A 17,649-nucleotide genomic window follows, 5' to 3' on the forward strand; every position below is an offset into this window, starting at 1 on the left:
CTACCGATTTTACCTACCTTTGAATCGGGGTTGGGGGATTCCCACCTCTTAAAACTTCCCATCTCAAGCTACTGGAGGATTTATGCCATTGCTTTCAATTACCGCTTCTTTTGCTGGCCCAAGGAATAATTTCGAGCACTATTTTCATACTACGTTTGGCGAAAAAAATATAACTTGGCTCGATATGAACAGCTACTTGCTATTTACGGATAAATCGCCCGCAGAGGTTCTAAAAAAGATGGTAGACGACAAGGCAATAGACTTAACCGTAGATACGGCAAGTATATTTACACTTTCTCTCCCGTTTGAGCTATCAACCCTTCCAAGGTCGATTGATCGCCACCTATTGCAGAGTCGTATTTATCGTACTCTAACAGACGAGCTTCTTCAAAAGAAATAGATGGGGAGAACTGCGAGACTACAGAAGCCTGTCCGCGCATATTAGACTCAAATTGGCACACAATCTTTAGAAGCCAGCGCATTCTCCCCATACGCTCCGATGGAATATCGCTGACAAGAAAGACACCGTTTTTCTCAATTACTATCATGCCTAAAAATAACCGCTAACACATGGCAAAGCAATCTAAAGGTGGGGTAACCACAAGGAAGCCGGTTTTTGAAGAAGATGAGAACGTGAGGAATGCCACGAAGAATATTATGAATCAGGTAAGAACATCTCGTCTATTGGAGGACAATTACTCTGATTATTTAGAGAAGGTTTTGTCTTATTGGGTAACAGAGTATTACTCAATCATATTCCCGCTTATCTCATATGGAACGCTCAAATTTGTTTACAAAGATGGAAAGAGTATGATTGAGTTTACGGAGAAAGAAATTGTTAGGATTGCTAAACAGAAATACACAAAGAAACATTTTCAAGAAGTAGATAGGCTAATTAAGAAGGGCTACAAGACGGAAAAAGCATACCAAGAGGTAGCAGACAAATATACCTTCTCAAGCTGGGAGGGTTTTGGAAAACAGTATCAGAAGCGGTATTTAGACAAGAAAATAACCCCTAAAAAGAAATAGCGGAACAGTACTTCCGCTATACCCGAACAGTAGTTCCGCTCAAACCGAATAGTTGTTCCGATCTACAGAACAGCACTTCCTTCCTATTTTTCGATTCCAGAAGTATCTTGTAAATGCAAAAGGGCAACCCCCTTTGGGAATTGCCCTTGAGCAAAGTCAACTGATTTTTCCACTATCAGAAGATGGGTCAAGCATCTTCAGAAACGGAGGTGAATATGTTTTACCGAGTTTTCCCTGGCACTACTCACAAAGCCAGGGACATACCATAGCTCCGTACCCCAAAAAGGTACGGTTAATTTCACCCAATAGTCAAGGGCAAACAAAGATAAAATAATACTTGACAATTGATACAGTATGTATTATATTGCACCATGACAAAGATGAAAGAACTAAAAATAGTGGATGGCTCAGAGTTCTTTACGATCAAGGAAACGGCTAAGATTTTAGGAATTGAACCCAATTCGATCCGCAATTACTTGTCTTGGGGCAAAATCACGGCCTACAAATTCAAAAGCCTAACCCTGATTAGCAGAGAAGAAATAGAGCGCTGGAAGGGATTGCAGAAGTAGTATAAATAGCGAAGCCGCAAGTGCTGATAACACCTACGGCTTCTTAAATCGCTTGCCCGCTTGAACGAGCAAACAACCCTAATACAAATATACGTTCAGGTAGGGCAAAAATCAACCCCAAATTAAAGGAGATTTTGCCATGAACGTATTGCCAATCGAAAAGAAAGCCCTCGTTTTAACCCTCCTCACAGAAGGTCAATCAATCCGAGCTACTCAGCGAATTACAGGCGTAGATCAAAATACCATTATGAGCTTGCTCGTCAAAGCCGGAGCGAAAGCCCAAGAAATTCTCGACCGCGAAATGGTTAATATCAAATCCAATCACGTAGAAGTTGACGAAATCTGGGGATACGTTGGGAAAAAACAAAAGCAATTAAAGCCCTTCGATAGCGAAGAGTTGGGCGACCAATATATTTTTGTTGCTATGGATGCGGAAACTAAACTTGTCCCCGCGTTCTTAGTGGGGAAGCGCAATCAGATTAATTGCGTTGCGCTTATGAAAGAATTGCAGTATAGAATTTCTACACGGTTTCAGTTATCAACGGATTCTTTTGCTCCGTACTTCAATGCCGTAGATTCTGTTTTCGGTACCGATGTTGACTATGGACAAATTCACAAAGAGTACCGAGAAGATAACAAGGGCGAAAGAAGATATTCCCCCGCTCAGATCGTGAGGGTAATAATAAATCCGTTAATCGGAAATCCTGATAGAAAACATATTTCTACCAGTAAAATCGAAAGACAGAACTTGACTATGAGGATGGGCATGAGAAGGCTGACGCGGCTCACTAATGCGTTTAGTAAGAAATTAGAGAACCTTAAAGCGGCAACGGCATTGCATTTCTACTTTTACAATTTTATGAGGATTCATCAATCATTGAGGGTTACGCCTGCTATGGAGGCGAAGATCACAAACAGAATTTGGGGATGGGATGACTTACTTTTGGATATAGCAAAGGCGGCGTGAATGTTACTTAATAATAAGCGGAATGTGTTCGGCTGGAATGAATCCCCAAAATTCGGCGCCCGACATCGGCGTTATCATTATTCTCATATTGTCGCCAAATCTTGCCCTTATACCTTCTCCTAATTGCTGTGCATTCAACGATGTATTTTCAAAAATACAATTCTCAAAACTATAGAACCATTTATCGTGTCCAGGCAACGTCCCCAAAAACTCAAGAAGCTGGTCTCGGTCGATTCCCGAAAAGACAATCATAAATGTCTTCATCGAGGTGTCCTTCTTCCACGTGTGAGCAATTTGGTACCTTCAATTGGAGAAACGTCTTCAATTTTTTTTGGTATTTCTCCCTGACTTGCCATTAACTCTATCCCTTGTTTCGCAATCAAGTATTCTTCACTGTGTAAATCTTCTGGACGATTCTTTCTGAACCACAAATAATTAAGCGCGTAAAATAGCAGAAGGACTACGACAATCAACAGTCCAACAGCTTTTACCCACCATTCGTTTGAGGATTGCGTGTACCAAAGAACTAAGCCGCCCATTCCCCACACAAGCCAATTAAGGGGTGTTAATACGCTGTTTCTTCTCCACTTTTCGCTCTTAGAACCGAACCTATTTAAGGGTAGCCCTGGAATCATATGCGCAAAGATATGCCTTCTTATTCTCTTAATCAACAATTTTATTTTGGCAAATCTTCTTTTTAGCATGGGAGTAATTCCTCTTTCCCGCACCAAAACGCATAACCCCCGATAACATTCTCTCCCTTGCGAGGATAACGAACTACGATATACCGTTCCTTCTTAGCCGTAGTCCTGGCGTTGGCGTTCTCCCATACCCGAACTAAGAACTTGGGTTCATCCACTGTGAGGCTTCGGGCAAAGCACACAGCTTCGCTCTTACTCATAGCGTTGCTGATTGCGAACATGAGTTCTTTCTTCTTCATCTTCTTTTGACTATTATTTCGCATTAAAGTTCACCCATGTTTAGAAGTAAATTCAAATTCAGGCACTACCCGCCGGTGGGGCTGCTTGCTTCGGAATTGTGATTTGCGTATTTTCTCATTATGAATGTTGAATTCTGCTTCACCCTCCTTTTGGGTCTACTATTTCTCAGCTATTGCACCCTGAACTCCTTTATCATTTTTGGACTAAAAAAGCTTCTGCGCCTTCAACAAAACACCTCAGCGGAAAAACCGAATATTTCCGTTATCGTCGCGGCTAGGAATGAAGAGGCAAACATCGGACGATGCCTCCAATCGCTCGTCCGGCAAAATTATCCGCCGCATCTTTTCGAAATCATCGTCGCCGACGACCGTTCCACCGACGGAACTGCCGCGATCGTAAAAAACTATCAGCGGCGATATCCCAATATCACTTTGGTCACTATCGGCGAAATCGCGTCCGGCCTCCCACCAAAGAAAAATGCGTTGAATGAAGCGATCAAGAAGAGCCGGTTTGACATCCTTGCTTTCACCGATGCCGATTGTGCTCCCCCCGACATTTGGCTGACGTCGATCGCGAGAGAATTCCTTCCCGACGTAGGCGCCGTCGCAGGCTATTGTCCTCTGGAACAGCAATTCCCCGAGACCCTGTTCGGCCGCTGGTTCAATCTTTTTCTCCGTTATCTTGAAATTAAGAAAACTGCGGGCGCTGCCGCCGGTGTCGGACTGGGCCATGCGTATCTTGCATCGGGAGGAAATTTCGCATACCGCAAGGCCGTGTTTCATGAAGTGAATGGTTTTGAGAAAATAAAGCATTCCGTCAGCGGCGACGATGATCTTTTCCTTCAGGTCGTCCAGAGGGACACCCGGTGGAAAATCCGGTATATGACCTCGAGAGAATGCGGCGTGGAAACCGTCCCGCCCCGGTCGCTCGGTCATTTCATCAAACAAAAGCGGAGACATATTTCCGCAGCCCGTCATTATACTCTTCGGATGAAAATCGAGTTCGGCCTGATCCATTCGTTCAACGCTCTGGCTGTCCTTTCTCTGGTGTTTTTTCCCTGGATCGGCCTGATATCCCTTGCAGCGAAATTCATCATCGATACGCTGGTTTTTCACCGGGCCACCTCCCTCTTTGGCGACGCGGGATTGCGCCGGTCGGTCGTTCCGCTGGAGATCGCATCGGTTATCTACAACTCATTGATCGGCCCGCTCGGCCTTGTCGGAACCGTGAACTGGAAAGGGGGCAAAACATAGTAGGAACGATAGAAAAAATCAGGAATATTCGCGTTCACCCCAGGATTGCGGTCGTCCTTAAAGTCGTCGTCGGCGTCGGCCTGCTTGTTGCCCTCGTTCTTTATATTGACATCGGTACTTTGCGCCAATCGATTCTTCACGCCAATGTCGTGTATTTGATCGTCGGTATAGGAATGGCATTCGCAAATGCAGGAATCCAGTTTGTTCGCTGGCGCTATGTTATGAGATTAATCTCCAGCACTGTCTCTAACGAAGAGATCTTTTCTTCTCTTTTTATCGGATTCTCGGCCGGTTTTTTTACGCCCGGACAAGTGGGCGAACACGGCGGCAGAATGGTAACGCTCTCTTCTCTGCCGGCGGTTCAGGTGCTGGCCGTCAGCCTTATCGATAAATTGTATATGTTGGCGTTGACGGTGATCGCGGGAGTCATCGGGGCATGGCTCTTTTTTATCTTCTACTTGCCGCAATATTGGACTCCGTGGATGACAGTGCTTGTCGGGTTGATCGTGCTTTCGTCGCTGGCTGTCGTCCTCTATCCGGATGTATTGAAAAATATTTTGCGGATGTTTCTTCACCGCATTCGTAGATACAGAGCTGTCTCAGCCTTCCTTTTCATGAAGGACGTCTTCCATCGGCGCCAGGCACGGGTCATGCTTCTGCTGACAATCGTATTCTACGTCATTATCATCGCGCAGTATCATTTCTTTGTCCGTGCATTCGAGCCGGTTTCGTTCAGTGTCTCTGCGATCTGCGCCTCGAGCATGTTATTTACAAAGTCGGTCATTCTCCCCATTTCATTCAGCGATTTGGGGATTCGGGAATCGACCGCCATTTTCTTTTTCTCACGGGCTGGTATATCCGCCGCTTCGGCCTTTAACGCATCGATGTGTGTTTTCTTTGTGAATATTTTTTTTCCGAGTCTTCTCGGCTCGCTCCTGATCTTCAGGCTTAAATCGGTGAAAGAAAAGGCATCGGCGTGAACGATTTTCTCTCTATATTTTGGCTTGTGATGCTCGCGCTCACGGCTATCTATGCGGGACAACTTCTTGTATTTTATGTGGGACTATCGCGATTGCGCCCCGGGAGAAACGAACGTTTGTACACAGTTTCAGTCGTCATCGCTGCAAGGAACGAGGAACATCATATTGAACGGTGCGTCGCCTCGCTTCTGGACCAGGATTATCCAGCGGAGAAATACACAATAACAGTCGTGGATGATCAATCGACTGACCGAACCGGCGACATTATCAATGAATTAGCGAGGAGGAACCGGAACCTCAGGCTTTTGCAGCTCCGCGGCCATCCGTTCGGCGTTTCGCCGATCATCGATGGGATCAACGAGGCAATAAAGAGCACTTCGGGCGAAATCATTCTTCGCACCGACGCCGACTGCGTTGTCGGGCCGCATTGGATTTCGTCGATGGTACGACATTTCAACGATGATGTGGGCGTCATCTCAGGGCTGACGCTCATTGAAAAAACCAAGGATATTTCCTCCTTATTGTTTGGCTTCCAATTCATCGATTTATTTTCACAGACAACGTGCGGCGCGGGGGCGATTGCCATGAACGCTCCCGTCAATTGCAACGGCAGTAATTTAGGGATCCGGCGTAAAGCATTTGAAGACGTCGGAGGCTTTGAATCGATGCTCACGGTGAATTCTGGGAGCGATTCTTTGCTTGCACAGAGAATCGCTGCGACACCCCAGTGGAGAATGCGATTCGCGTATGAACCCGAGTCACATGCAACGACCCTACCCGTTCTCAGCTGGCGGCAGCTCCTTCATCAACGTATGAGGTGGGCCGGGCATACTTCGCATTATCGTTTTTCAACGCTGGTATTTCTCGGCGCTTCGTTTTTCCTTTACTTGCTGCTGTTTTTTTTATTGCCTGTTTCCCTTTTCTATTTTTACCCCGTACCATACATTATTTTGGCGTTCAAGTTCGCAATCGATTATCGGATCATCTCACGATTCGCCCGGCTGACCCGTGTTGACGGTGTGATGAAATATTTCTTTGTTTCAGAGCTCATCCATATTCCGATTATCCTTGCAGCAGTTTTCGGAAGTGTTTTTGGAAGCTTTGAGTGGAAGGGGAGACGGATGAAACGCGAAATTGCCCAGCACGCCTAGTACTTACTTTTTGAACACGATGATCTCGCACAAAAATCGTATCCATCGGATCCTCTTTCCGTGGTTCGTCTGGAAAATGGATTCCCCCGATATTTTCCTAACGTTTGACGATGGGCCGCATCCCGTTGCCACGCCGATAGTGCTGAACATCTTGCAGAAGCGTAGAATCAAGGCAACTTTTTTTCTGAGCGGAAGGGCTGCGAAGGAACATCAATCTCTGGTGAAAGAAGTTGAATCGGAAGGACACAGCATCGGTGTGCACGGGTTCAATCATACCCGGTCGATGGCGTGGTCCAAGCAGATCACGCTCACGGAAATTCAACAGACGGAAGAAGCAATTGCACTTTCCGGAGCCCGCGCCGCGAACATCTTCCGTCCTCCCTACGGTTTCTTCACATGGAACACTATCTCGGCGATACGAGAACTGCACTATCGGCTGATTATGTGGACGACGTCGTCCGGTGATTTTCGAAAGAACTGGACCGACGAGCGTGTCCGTGTAACCGCGATGACAAAGCTCTCGGCCGGGACGATCCTTCTTATGCACGACAACGAATTAACAAAATCCAGAGTTCAGAATGTGCTGCCGCGGGTCATTTCAAACATTCAGGAACGCGGCTTTACCTTCCAACCGATCCATTGACGACTGAGAGCACGCTTTTCATCATTGTTGCGGGATTGTACTGCGCGCAATGTCTTTTCTTCATCTTCGGCTTGACGAGAGAACGGTTTGAGAAAAGGATTTTTTTTGAACCTACAATTTCGATCGTCACCGCCGCAAGAAACGAAGAGGACAACATCGGCGCCTGCCTCAATTCGCTTACCCGGCTCGACTATCCTATCGATAAGCTTGAAATTATTATTGTTGACGACCGTTCTACGGACGAAACGCTGAGCATTATCCGTGATTTCGCCGGTAAGCATCCTCACGTCAAAGCGATTGAGGGAAAACGATCTTCAGACCATCTTCGCGGCAAAGCGAATGCCATCGCGCAAGGGATCGATGCTTCCACGGGAGAAATTATTCTCATGACCGATGCGGATTGCATTGTGCCGGCGACATGGGCTCGGTCAACAGTTCAGCACTACGCAGAGGATACAGGCGTCGTTGCCGGGTTGACATTGCTTCGTCCGGAAGGATGGTTCGCCGGAATGCAATCGCTCGATTGGGCCTATATTCTCGCTGTCGCCTCCGCGTCGATGGGTTTGAAGAATCCGCTCAGCTGCATCGGCAATAATTTCTCATTCAGAAAAAAAGCGTATGACGAGGTCGGCGGTTACCGGGGGATTCCATTCAGCGTCACGGAGGATTTTGCCCTCTTCAAAGCCATCACTCGCAGCGGTCGATGGGGCTACCGATATCCATTGGAGGAGGGGAGCCTCGTCTTCAGTAGAGCATGCAGAACAGTTCCGGAACTCTACAGACAGAAGCGGCGATGGGGTGTGGGCGGCAAAGCTATGCCGGTGAGCGGCCTGTCGATCATGGCAATTGCATTCTGCATGCACGTCTATTTGCTCACGGGCTTCTTCTTTCACCCGTTCCATTCGTTCTTCATTTCGGGAATCATTTTAAAACTTGCTTGTGATTATATCCTCCTCAGAATACCGCTGCAAAGGACACGCCAACTCGGCCAACTGAAATATTTCTGGCTTTTCGAACTCTACTATTTGTTGTATGTCATCATCCTCCCTTTTGCCGTTTTTCTCGGGGGTAAAGTAGTATGGAAAGGGAGAACGTATTAGCGTGAGTGAGCGTAAAAAAATATTAGTGGCGCCGTTGAACTGGGGCTTAGGACACGCCACTCGCTGCATCCCGATTATCAAAGGGCTGACCGACCAAGGGGCCGAGGTCATTATCGCAGCCGACGGACGACCGTATGATTTATTGAAACGAGAATTTCCGACGCATACCTTCGTGCGATTTCCTGGTTTCTTGGCAACCTATCCTCCGGACGACCGCATCGTTTCCACAATCATCCGGCAAATTCCGAAGCTGGTTCGATCTTTTTTCCGAGAGCACCGGGAATTGAAAAAGATCATCCACAGTTTGAAGATCGATGCCGTAATTTCCGACAATCGGTTCGGATTGTTTACGAAGAAGATCCCCTGCATCTATATCTCCCATCAGATCAGCATCATGATGCCGAAGGGTCTTCAATGGGCGTCGTATATCGTATATCATCTCAATAAAGGACTTATAGAACGATACAGCGAATGCTGGATACCCGATTATGCGGACGAGAACAATCTTTCGGGAAAGCTGTCACACCGTTATTCTCCCCCGAAAAATGCGCGCTACATTGGGCCGTTAACCCGGTTCAAACAAAAATCAAACGTTCAAAAAGAATACGACATTCTCGCTCTTCTCTCTGGCCCGGAACCGCAGCGAACGATTTTGGAAAACATTTTACTGGAAGAGCTGAAAAAGGTTCGTTGTAAATCGTTGGTGGTAAGGGGGATCCCGGAAAAGACACAGCGCATTAAACTATCGGAATCAATTTCCGTCATTTCTTCGCTTGATTCTGAAGGACTCAACAACGCTATCCTTGCTTCCGACATCGTCATTTCTCGTCCGGGTTACAGCACGCTCATGGATCTTGATGCGCTGGGGAAGAATGCGATCCTTATACCGACACCGGGGCAAACAGAACAGGTGTATCTTGCCGCGCGATTAAAAGATACTGGAACGTTCTGTGTTTCCGATCAGGAAAATTTTTCACTAAGCAATGCATTGGATGAAGCACATCGCTATCGAGGATATCCGCCACGAGAATCTCATACTTCTTCGCTTGGTGTTTCTATAGAGAGGTTATTAAGGCAAATTAAGAGCATACCGGAGGATAGCGAATGATGCCGTTCCCGGTCGTTTCCTTTCCGTTGTTGTATGCCGAAACCCATTACCGGTTCAAATATTTTTTCAGCTACCTCAAGCAGTCCGAACCTGAAATCCTTGCGGATATTCCGCACCGCCTTGAACCGAGCTCCCCTCTCCCGATCCTCCTGCTCATCAAAGACAGCGATCGTTTTCCAATAACATTAGACTCGGTGAAAATTGAGCTCCGCCAAAACGCCAGCATTGTTCACACGAGTGACCATGCACTCTATACCCGGATAACGGATAAGATCTGGTGGAAAGTTCTTGCTATTCCTTTTGATAACGAAATACGCGAAATATTCGGACATATCGATGTGGATGTGCACATTCGCTATACGATCGGCGGAGTTCAGTATTCGTCAAAAAACGACAATCACAAAACCTCTTCGAAAAAGAGTCTGCGCTTTTACCGGTCCGAACAGGCACTGCCTACTTTGGCGGGATGGATTCAGGGAGACACTCACACTCACTCGTCGTATACTGATGATCAAGTCGAATTTGGTGCACCGATTGGTGCATCTGTGGAGCTTTCCAAAGCGATGGGTCTAACCTATTTTTGCGTCACCGACCATTCGTACGACCTAGATGACCGTGTGGACAATTTTCTCATCAACGATCCCGAACTGCCAAAATGGAAACTGCAGCAAAAAGAAATAGAAGAAATAAATCTCGAGAATGAGCACTTTGCAGTCGTGCGCGGTGAGGAGGTTTCATGCTTTAATTCTGCCAACCGGAATGTTCATTTGCTGTTATGGGGAACGAAGAAGTTTTTTGCCGGATCCGGAGACGGGGCAGAAAAGTGGTTCCGTACAAAAGCTGAACATACGATCCGCGACATTCTAGTCAAAAAAGAGAGAAGTGTCGTCGCCTATGCCGGTCACCCTACGGAGCCGGCTCCCTTTTTCCAGTGGCTGCTAATTAAGCGGGGCACGTGGGGCCTCGATGACATGGACCATGATGGATTAGCCGGCGTTCAAGTGCTCAACGGTGAGATCAATCATGCATTTTTCAAGGGCATGGAATACTGGGTTACGCTTCTCCTTCGCGGAAAAAGAATTTTCATTGCAGCGGGAAACGACGCACATGGGAATTTCAACCGCTTCAAGCAGATCGGCATCCCCTTCTTCACCATTCGCGAACATGACCGCCAGCTCTTTGGAAAAATGAGGACAGCATTGCAAGTTCCATCGACCACAGAAGCGGCAATCCTTGAATCGCTCCAACTCGGGCACTCGGTCATCACCAGCGGGCCCTTGGTGATCTTTTCAGTCATCAATGAATCGAGTGAAAAAGCGGCGATCGGAGAACGCATTCGAGGGGCTCGCCTCAAGATTCACATTCAGGGCACGACGACGAATGAGTTCGGGGCGTTTAGCGAACTCAGGATAATTGCCGGAACGATCGGGACTACCCAGGAGACTGTGAGAATCAAAAGGGAATTCTTAGGATCCTTTGCTATCGATTCGACATATAACATTGAAATACTTCGTTCAAAGAGCTTATCGTATCTCCGCATAGAAGCCTGTACCTTCCAGGCTCACATTAATGGGGCATTCGGATTTTGTTACACAAACCCAATATGGATTCAGCATTTATGAACAAAAAGAAACTCTTAGTAATATTTTTTGCGGTTGTATCTCTTCCTTATTTGACACTGTTCTCAGCGGAAAAAAGGGACAGCTCTTCCGCAAATCAACTTACGTTTGTGTCGTCCGGCCTCCTCTTCAAACCTCTTGTAGCCAACACCTACGAGCCCCGAGACGGCATGCTCGCTGAGGCCGGAAAAAACAGGCTCAGGCTCGACATCGGCAACTCAGTTGACCTGCTTCAATACCGGTTTGCAAATGACAGTTCTCTGCTCACAATGGGTTCCGATTTCTTTACATATACCTTGCTCCGCGGAGAGCAGCATTTTCACTTTCCGGTCGACGCCTCGGATTATTTTTTTGGAGTCAATTTCAACTATAAAAAGGACCTTGATGGAGGGATATTCTCATCCCGTCTTCGCATCAGCCATATCAGCTCTCATTTTGTGGACGGCCATTATGACAATACTGTTGGAGCGTGGAAGGATTCGCGTCCGCCAGTTGTGTACAGCAGAGAATTTCTCGACGGTGTAGCGGCATTTGAGCCGGCATCGATGAACAACAACGTTCGTGTGTATGCAGGATTAACGTATCTTTTCCATGTTGATCCTAAAAACCTAGCTCGGTTTATCGCCGAAGGGGGTGCGGAATACCATAATTCCTTGTGGAGCAGTGTGAATCTCTACGCGGCATACCAGGCAACGCTTCTAAAGATCCTGGAAACCTCGGTCCGGCACAATGTTCAGATCGGGGGAAAATTCGGCCAGTGGGATGGAAGGGGGTTGAACCTGTATGCGAGTTACTTTTCCGGCTACAGCATCCATGGAGAGTATTACAACGTCAAAGACAATTATTTTGCTCTCGGATTCCTGATCGAATTTTGAAAAAAAAATCCCGTCGCCAGGACGGGATTTGCAGGGTCAACATACCCTTTTCAGACTCTTTGGTGGGAACTTGCTATCCCTAGTCTTCGAAGTTTGTACCGCAGCGTTTGCTCCGTCATCCCGAGAAATTGGGCTGCTTTCGATTGGTTGAGTGAGAAGCGATCCAGGGCCCTCTCAATAATTCCCTTCTCGATTGTGTCCAGCGACCGGTCCAGGACAAATTCCTGACCCGCAATAATATTGTTGATCATCTTCACTACCTCGGTCTTCTCATCCACCAGCTCAGGAGGCAGCGTAAATCTGCCGCCTTGGGAGAACAGGACCGATTTATCGACAACCGCTTTTAACTCACGGATATTTTCCCTCCAGGTTTGCCGCACGAGGACGTCGATAGCGTTGATGTCGATAACGATATCGCCCAAGCCGAGCTCTTTGCTGATTTCCCCGATGAAGTACTTAACGAGCAGCGGTATATCCTCAGCGCGCTCTCGGAGAGGCGTCACATAAATTATTTCAAACTCGGCAAGCTTCTCGTACAATTCCGGGATAATTTTTCTTCGCTCGAATAAATTTTTGAGTCCATCTTTAAGAGTGATGATCAGACGGATATCGACTGCTGCTGATTTCATGCCGCCGATGCGCCGAGTTTTCCGCTCGTTCAAGAGCGTCATGATCTTCATTTGATTGCGGAACGACGCTTCTTCAAGCTCCTCGATAAGAACCGTGCCGCCATTGGCAATTTCAAAGATACCCCTCTTCGAGGTGTACGGCAATCGTTCTGCACCTCTTTCAAATCCGAAGAGAACGGCCTCCATTTCTTTATCGTCGATAACCGAAAGATTCACTGAGACAAATGGCTGCTCGTCATTACCATCCGTATTCTGGTAATGAATATTCTTGGCAATCGCCCCCTTCCCCACGCCGCCTTCACCGACGATGATAATATCATTCCGTGTTCGAGCGAGCTTTGCGATAAGCTTGCGAACATTCTCAACAGCTTTGCTCTTGCCGATAATAGGATAATGATTTGATACCGGTGTTTCGGGCATAGTGAGACTCTTCATAGGATCTTGTTTCCCCCGCTATCGCAGTCGAAAAAAATTCAACAGCTGCACAATAAAAACACTTGCTTTAGTTTTTGGCTCGTTGTGAAAAAAATACTCCCTTAACCGCTTTCGGGTTAAAAAAATAATGTAGAATAAAATTATCAAGCCAATCACGCCAACGAGTAATATGTTGAGCGCTATGAACCAATTCATTCTCATAAAACTCTCCAGCTACCGAAGTCACAAAACGCAATCGCAGCGCAAAGAACATTGCAATCAACAACAGAATAAATATAGTAACATATTGGCCAATAACAAAGAGCTGAATAAACTCTTCCCATTCTATTGCGTGAATGTAGCTCCAAGCATGGAAAATTTCCATGGAACAATAAAGGATCAAAAGGAACATGATTTTGTCGACGTATGCTCCTTGAGGAGGGTCTTTACGGTACTGGTAGCCGAAGAACAAAATGATAAAGAAGCAGGCGACGACGTTCATCTTGATGACGTACAAGTTAATCGGCTTATACAACAGGATGAGGTAGTTCTCGCCGTCGAGATATGGCAATATTTCCCTTATTCGCAAAATATTATTTTCAGGAAACAACTTGCCTACGGATTGGTTGTCACGCCACGCTGGAAGCGTGATTGTCGCTGCAATCTCTTCTGCGCTGGGTGCTTTTCCAGTCTTTTTTTCAAGCAGGGAAAATGCATGGTCCACAACACGGAAGTCCTGGATATCCGCAGTCGAATAACTGAATTTAGGGTTGACGATAATGTCACCAAAATACATGACGAAAAAAACGCCAACAATGGCGAATGCCGCCAGATATTTAAGGCGCACACCGAGTTCGCGGAAGAGCGAGTCTAATACGAGGTAGACAACCGCGAATGCTAGCATAAGATAATTGGCCCCTTTAATCCATTGGACGAGAACAAATGGAGCGTACTGATCTATTCGGGAAAGAATCGGGGCGAGCAAATTCACCGTTAATGAAAAAAATCCTAGGAAGAAGAAAAGGGCAAAGTTCACAAAAAGAAATTTGTTTTTCTTGTTCGGCTCGTGAAAAATAAGAAACACCGATATAATTCCAATGAGGAGCGTAGCAGATGTCATTATTAAAGTTGCGTATCCCAACTGCGGCGCTGAACGGACCAGTGACGACAACCCGATTAAACTGGAGCCCGCGCCCCACAGCCACAATATTTTTGAGCTTTTTCTCATGGTTCAATATTAAGTCTTTTTTCTTTCTTTGTCAAGAAATTTGTCAGCTATTCAAAAGCAGTGAACCCGAAAAGGCGCATTTTTCCGCTAAAATCGAGGAATTTTACTTTCTGCTTGACAAACCTTCTTAATTTCGTTATTTTTTTGCGAATAAGTAGGTGACATGGATCACTCACTTCCTTGAAAAAGATTTCTCGACAGTATTACATCCGTACTGTTACCTAGTAACTTCAATGTAGGTGGAGCACGTAATGGTTAAGTATTTTTTGAGGATTCCGAAATTATATTCCTAAGCTTATTAATAATAAACCTACCCAACACACTTACACACTCAAAGGAGTAATAAAAATGCAAAATAGGGTTAATGCAAAGAAAGCACGCGCTGTCGTAGTGACTATCGCGCTGATAGTAGCGACAAATTTTGCAATTTCGCGAGCAGAATCGATCTTGGTCAGCAACACTCTAGCTGCTGGTAATGAATGCATAGCGCCTGATGCTGCAGGCTTGCAGCAATCGACGTCAAATGCAAGTTTCGCCGCCGATGCCGTCATATTCCAACCAGCTCCGCGACCAAGCAAGACTTTTGCTGCGGATGCGGTCATATTCCAACCAGCTCCGCGACCAAGCAAGACTTTTGCTGCGGATGCGGTCATATTCCAACCAGCTCCGCGACCAAGCAAGACTTTTGCTGCGGATGCGGTCATATTTCAACCAGCTCCGCGACCAAGCAAGACTTTTGCTGCGGATGCGGTCATATTTCAACCAGCTCCGCGGCCATCCTGATCTCTGGCAAAAAAATAGACGATCAGTGGTATTGTTGTCCAAGTATTAGAGTACGGTTGCAGATGCTTACCCAATGCACTGCGGTTGGTCTCTAGGCTATGATTATTCTTTGTGTGTTTGCGTTGGAGTAATTTACGCGCGCTCTCCAATCGAGTATTTTTCGGGTCTTAACTTAATAAGAACCGCTTTGAAGCCTGCCTCGTGGGCTCACTCACCAATTCGAATTATCGCCATATGCCCTTCGAATTTTTAGAAGGGCATATGGCAGTCGCAGTATTACTCGGCATTCTTTCCTTGTTCCTTAATTCCCTCCTATTCCTTTTCATGGAAAAATAAGCTACCTTTCTTATGCAACGGCCCTTTAGGCTACGCCGGCAAGAAACCACTTCGATTTCCCCGTGAAATTCTCAAAAATTATCATCCATTTGGTTCTTTTTGTTGTCTGTTTTTTTACGATCACCGTCGCCGGAGTCCAGTGGCTGAACCGCGACCCGTTCGACTTAGCAAACTTTTCTAGCGGGATCCCCTATTCACTCTGCATTCTCTTTATTCTCGCCTGCCATGAGTTCGGCCACTACTTTGCAGCCCGAATTCACGGGGTCGACGCAACACTCCCATATTTTATCCCTTTCCCAACTCTTCCGAGCGTCGTCAATTTCGGAACTCTCGGTGCGGTCATCAGAACAAGATCAGCCGTACCATCGAAAAAAATCATGTTCGACATCGGCGTTGCCGGACCTATAGCGGGATTCATGGCAACGCTCATCGTATTGTCATATGGATTCCTTGCACTCCCTGGAAAAGAATTTATCCTCTCAATCCATCCCCAATATTTCTCTCAGGTTCAACCCGAGGGGGGCGTCGACTTGACCTTCGGCAGTCCCCTGCTCTATCAATTGCTATCATTCGTATTTACGAATCCTACGAGACAATTCGTTCCGCCTATGACCGAAATGTATCATTATCCGTATCTTTGTGCCGGCTGGTTCGGTCTGTTTGTGACTGCGATGAATTTGCTCCCCGTCGGCCAACTAGACGGCGGACATGCGGCATACACAATGTTTGGAACAAAGCATAAGGTCATTGCGCGCGCAGCCTTCGTCGTCATTGTCGTCATCGGTCTCCTTGGACTCCTTCCGGTCATCAATGTCCATGTATCATTTGGTTGGATAGGCTGGCTCTTCTGGGCACTCATCCTTCTGCTTGTGGTTAAGCTTGATCATCCTCCGGTGCTTGATGAAACTCCGCTGGATCCAACCAGAAGAAATATTGGTTGGATCACTTTCGGCATTCTTTGCCTTTCATTTGTTCCGACCCCGTTCACGATCTCCCTGTAAATACACAATTGACATTGATGCCAACTTTTGGTACACTTCTACTAGAGCTTAATATACTCGCACTCTCTTATTGATTAGATTGATACTCTTTTATTGTGTTGTAATGTCTGAAGATTAATCAATAAATAAGAGACTGCGTACGATAACCGAGTGGCTGACGCAGTCCTCGGTTTTTTTGTGACCATGAAAATGAAGAGATACTTTTGCGTTTTCCTTGTGTCCTTGGCAGCCGGATGCAAGCTTCCCGACAAGGGATTGATCGATTCGGAGACTCCGCCGTTCCTCAGTCAGGCGAGCGCATCCCCAAGCCTTATCGATGTGACAAATATCGCAAGCCAACCCACCGACCCTGTCGATACAACAATCCTCTTCTCGGCCGTTGTTAACGATGCAGGGTCATCGACCGTAGTAACATTTACTTTGCTGGACCCTTCAGCAAATGTTCTCGTATCGGGAAATTTGAACAGCAACGGCAGCGGTAAGTTCTCGTCCACTATTCACTTCCATATCCTCAAAGAGGATGTCGGAATTTATACTGTTCAACTTCAAGCTGTAAATGATCCCGAAGCTCAAAGCAACATTGTCGCTCAGACCATCATCGTAAAAAACACTAATCATGCACCCGTCGTATCCAACCTGGCGATGCCCGATACTGTCGCTCTCCCCACGCCAGGTGATACAGCGTTCGTAAAGGTCACTATCGCGGCAGCAGATTCCGACGGACAAACAGATATTGTCTCGGTTACGTTAACTTCTCAAAAGCCGAACGGAAGTTCTGCCGGCGTGTTTTATCTTTATGATGACGGAAGTCAGAACGTCAATACTCAATTTGGTGCTCCCTTTACAAGCGGAGATGCAGTCGCAAACGACGGCATTTATACAATTGTCATTCCCCTAACAACGGTCTCCGATCCGCTTCCGACATACCGTATTTTCTCGTTCAAGGCAACTGACCGAACCGGCGCTTTCTCCAACGTTATTTCAAGGCAAATTACAATCATCAGATGAACGTGACCGTTCGTA

General features: G+C 46.5%; 19 protein-coding genes. 13 read left to right on the forward strand and 6 right to left on the reverse strand.

All coding sequences use genetic code 11. The annotated features are described in order from the left end of the window. Positions 1–287: 287 nt before the first annotated feature. On the reverse strand, positions 288–548 hold the full coding sequence (locus VMF88_05485; GenBank protein HTY10504.1) for a hypothetical protein: 261 nt from the start codon (positions 546–548) through the stop codon (positions 288–290). Positions 549–570: 22 nt separating this feature from the next. On the opposite strand from VMF88_05485, the gene VMF88_05490 reads away from it, so the two are divergent. From VMF88_05490 to VMF88_05500, 3 genes are all read left to right on the forward strand, one after another. Beyond that, on the forward strand, positions 571–1,029 hold the full coding sequence (locus tag VMF88_05490) for a hypothetical protein (protein ID HTY10505.1): 459 nt from the start codon (positions 571–573) through the stop codon (positions 1,027–1,029). Between the two features lie 371 nt (positions 1,030–1,400). Beyond that, positions 1,401–1,598, forward strand: a complete 198-nt coding sequence (locus VMF88_05495) for a helix-turn-helix domain-containing protein (GenBank protein HTY10506.1) — start codon at positions 1,401–1,403, stop codon at positions 1,596–1,598. Between the two features lie 139 nt (positions 1,599–1,737). Then, entirely contained in the window at positions 1,738–2,565 is an 828-nt protein-coding gene (locus tag VMF88_05500; protein ID HTY10507.1) for an IS1 family transposase, read from the forward strand. Positions 2,566–2,568: 3 nt separating this feature from the next. Here the strand turns inward: VMF88_05500 and VMF88_05505 are convergent, their stop codons facing one another. Continuing rightward, entirely contained in the window at positions 2,569–2,829 is a 261-nt protein-coding gene (locus VMF88_05505; protein HTY10508.1) for a hypothetical protein, read from the reverse strand. Beyond that, positions 2,826–3,269: a hypothetical protein gene (locus tag VMF88_05510; GenBank protein HTY10509.1), complete on the reverse strand. Its 444-nt coding sequence runs from the start codon at positions 3,267–3,269 to the stop codon at positions 2,826–2,828. The genes VMF88_05505 and VMF88_05510 overlap by 4 nt, the downstream gene beginning before the upstream one ends. Before the next feature lie 356 nt (positions 3,270–3,625). On the opposite strand from VMF88_05510, the gene VMF88_05515 reads away from it, so the two are divergent. The 8 genes from VMF88_05515 to VMF88_05550 all read left to right on the forward strand — a co-directional run bounded on the left by VMF88_05515 (position 3,626) and on the right by VMF88_05550 (position 12,235). Next, complete coding sequence (locus tag VMF88_05515) at positions 3,626–4,759, forward strand: glycosyltransferase (GenBank protein ID HTY10510.1); 1,134 nt, start codon at positions 3,626–3,628, stop codon at positions 4,757–4,759. Positions 4,760–4,803: 44 nt separating this feature from the next. Continuing rightward, positions 4,804–5,739: a lysylphosphatidylglycerol synthase transmembrane domain-containing protein gene (locus VMF88_05520; GenBank protein ID HTY10511.1), complete on the forward strand. Its 936-nt coding sequence runs from the start codon at positions 4,804–4,806 to the stop codon at positions 5,737–5,739. Between the two features lie 116 nt (positions 5,740–5,855). Beyond that, complete coding sequence (locus tag VMF88_05525; protein HTY10512.1) at positions 5,856–6,890, forward strand: glycosyltransferase; 1,035 nt, start codon at positions 5,856–5,858, stop codon at positions 6,888–6,890. A 19-nt stretch (positions 6,891–6,909) separates the two neighbouring features. Then, positions 6,910–7,533 carry a polysaccharide deacetylase family protein gene (locus VMF88_05530; GenBank protein HTY10513.1) on the forward strand — a complete coding sequence of 208 codons (624 nt, stop codon included), beginning with the start codon at positions 6,910–6,912 and terminating at the stop codon, positions 7,531–7,533. Next, positions 7,530–8,633 (forward strand): glycosyltransferase, encoded by a 1,104-nt coding sequence (locus tag VMF88_05535; GenBank protein HTY10514.1) that lies wholly within the window; start codon positions 7,530–7,532, stop codon positions 8,631–8,633. The genes VMF88_05530 and VMF88_05535 overlap by 4 nt, the downstream gene beginning before the upstream one ends. 394 nt (positions 8,634–9,027) lie before the next feature. Then, positions 9,028–9,741, forward strand: coding sequence for a glycosyltransferase (locus tag VMF88_05540; protein ID HTY10515.1), 714 nt, complete (start codon positions 9,028–9,030; stop codon positions 9,739–9,741). Next, the gene (locus VMF88_05545) at positions 9,738–11,363 is read left to right on the forward strand and encodes a hypothetical protein (protein ID HTY10516.1); all 1,626 of its coding nucleotides are present in this window, start codon (positions 9,738–9,740) and stop codon (positions 11,361–11,363) included. Before VMF88_05540 ends, VMF88_05545 begins: the two co-directional genes overlap by 4 nt. Positions 11,364–11,470: 107 nt before the next feature. After that, positions 11,471–12,235 (forward strand): DUF1207 domain-containing protein, encoded by a 765-nt coding sequence (locus tag VMF88_05550; GenBank protein HTY10517.1) that lies wholly within the window; start codon positions 11,471–11,473, stop codon positions 12,233–12,235. Positions 12,236–12,285: 50 nt separating this feature from the next. Here the strand turns inward: VMF88_05550 and VMF88_05555 are convergent, their stop codons facing one another. From VMF88_05555 to VMF88_05565, 3 genes are all read right to left on the reverse strand, one after another. Continuing rightward, on the reverse strand, positions 12,286–13,284 hold the full coding sequence (locus VMF88_05555; protein HTY10518.1) for a sigma 54-interacting transcriptional regulator: 999 nt from the start codon (positions 13,282–13,284) through the stop codon (positions 12,286–12,288). An 82-nt stretch (positions 13,285–13,366) separates the two neighbouring features. After that, positions 13,367–14,506 carry a hypothetical protein gene (locus VMF88_05560; GenBank protein HTY10519.1) on the reverse strand — a complete coding sequence of 380 codons (1,140 nt, stop codon included), beginning with the start codon at positions 14,504–14,506 and terminating at the stop codon, positions 13,367–13,369. A 323-nt stretch (positions 14,507–14,829) separates the two neighbouring features. Next, positions 14,830–15,210, reverse strand: coding sequence for a hypothetical protein (locus VMF88_05565; protein ID HTY10520.1), 381 nt, complete (start codon positions 15,208–15,210; stop codon positions 14,830–14,832). Positions 15,211–15,687: 477 nt separating this feature from the next. On the opposite strand from VMF88_05565, the gene VMF88_05570 reads away from it, so the two are divergent. Beyond that, positions 15,688–16,626, forward strand: coding sequence for a site-2 protease family protein (locus tag VMF88_05570; protein HTY10521.1), 939 nt, complete (start codon positions 15,688–15,690; stop codon positions 16,624–16,626). A 150-nt stretch (positions 16,627–16,776) separates the two neighbouring features. Further along, positions 16,777–17,634: a hypothetical protein gene (locus VMF88_05575; protein ID HTY10522.1), complete on the forward strand. Its 858-nt coding sequence runs from the start codon at positions 16,777–16,779 to the stop codon at positions 17,632–17,634. Positions 17,635–17,649 lie beyond the last annotated feature (15 nt).

It is taken from the genome of Bacteroidota bacterium (assembly GCA_035506275.1).
GTDB lineage: Bacteria > Bacteroidota > Ignavibacteria > UBA10030 > UBA8401 > JAGVPT01.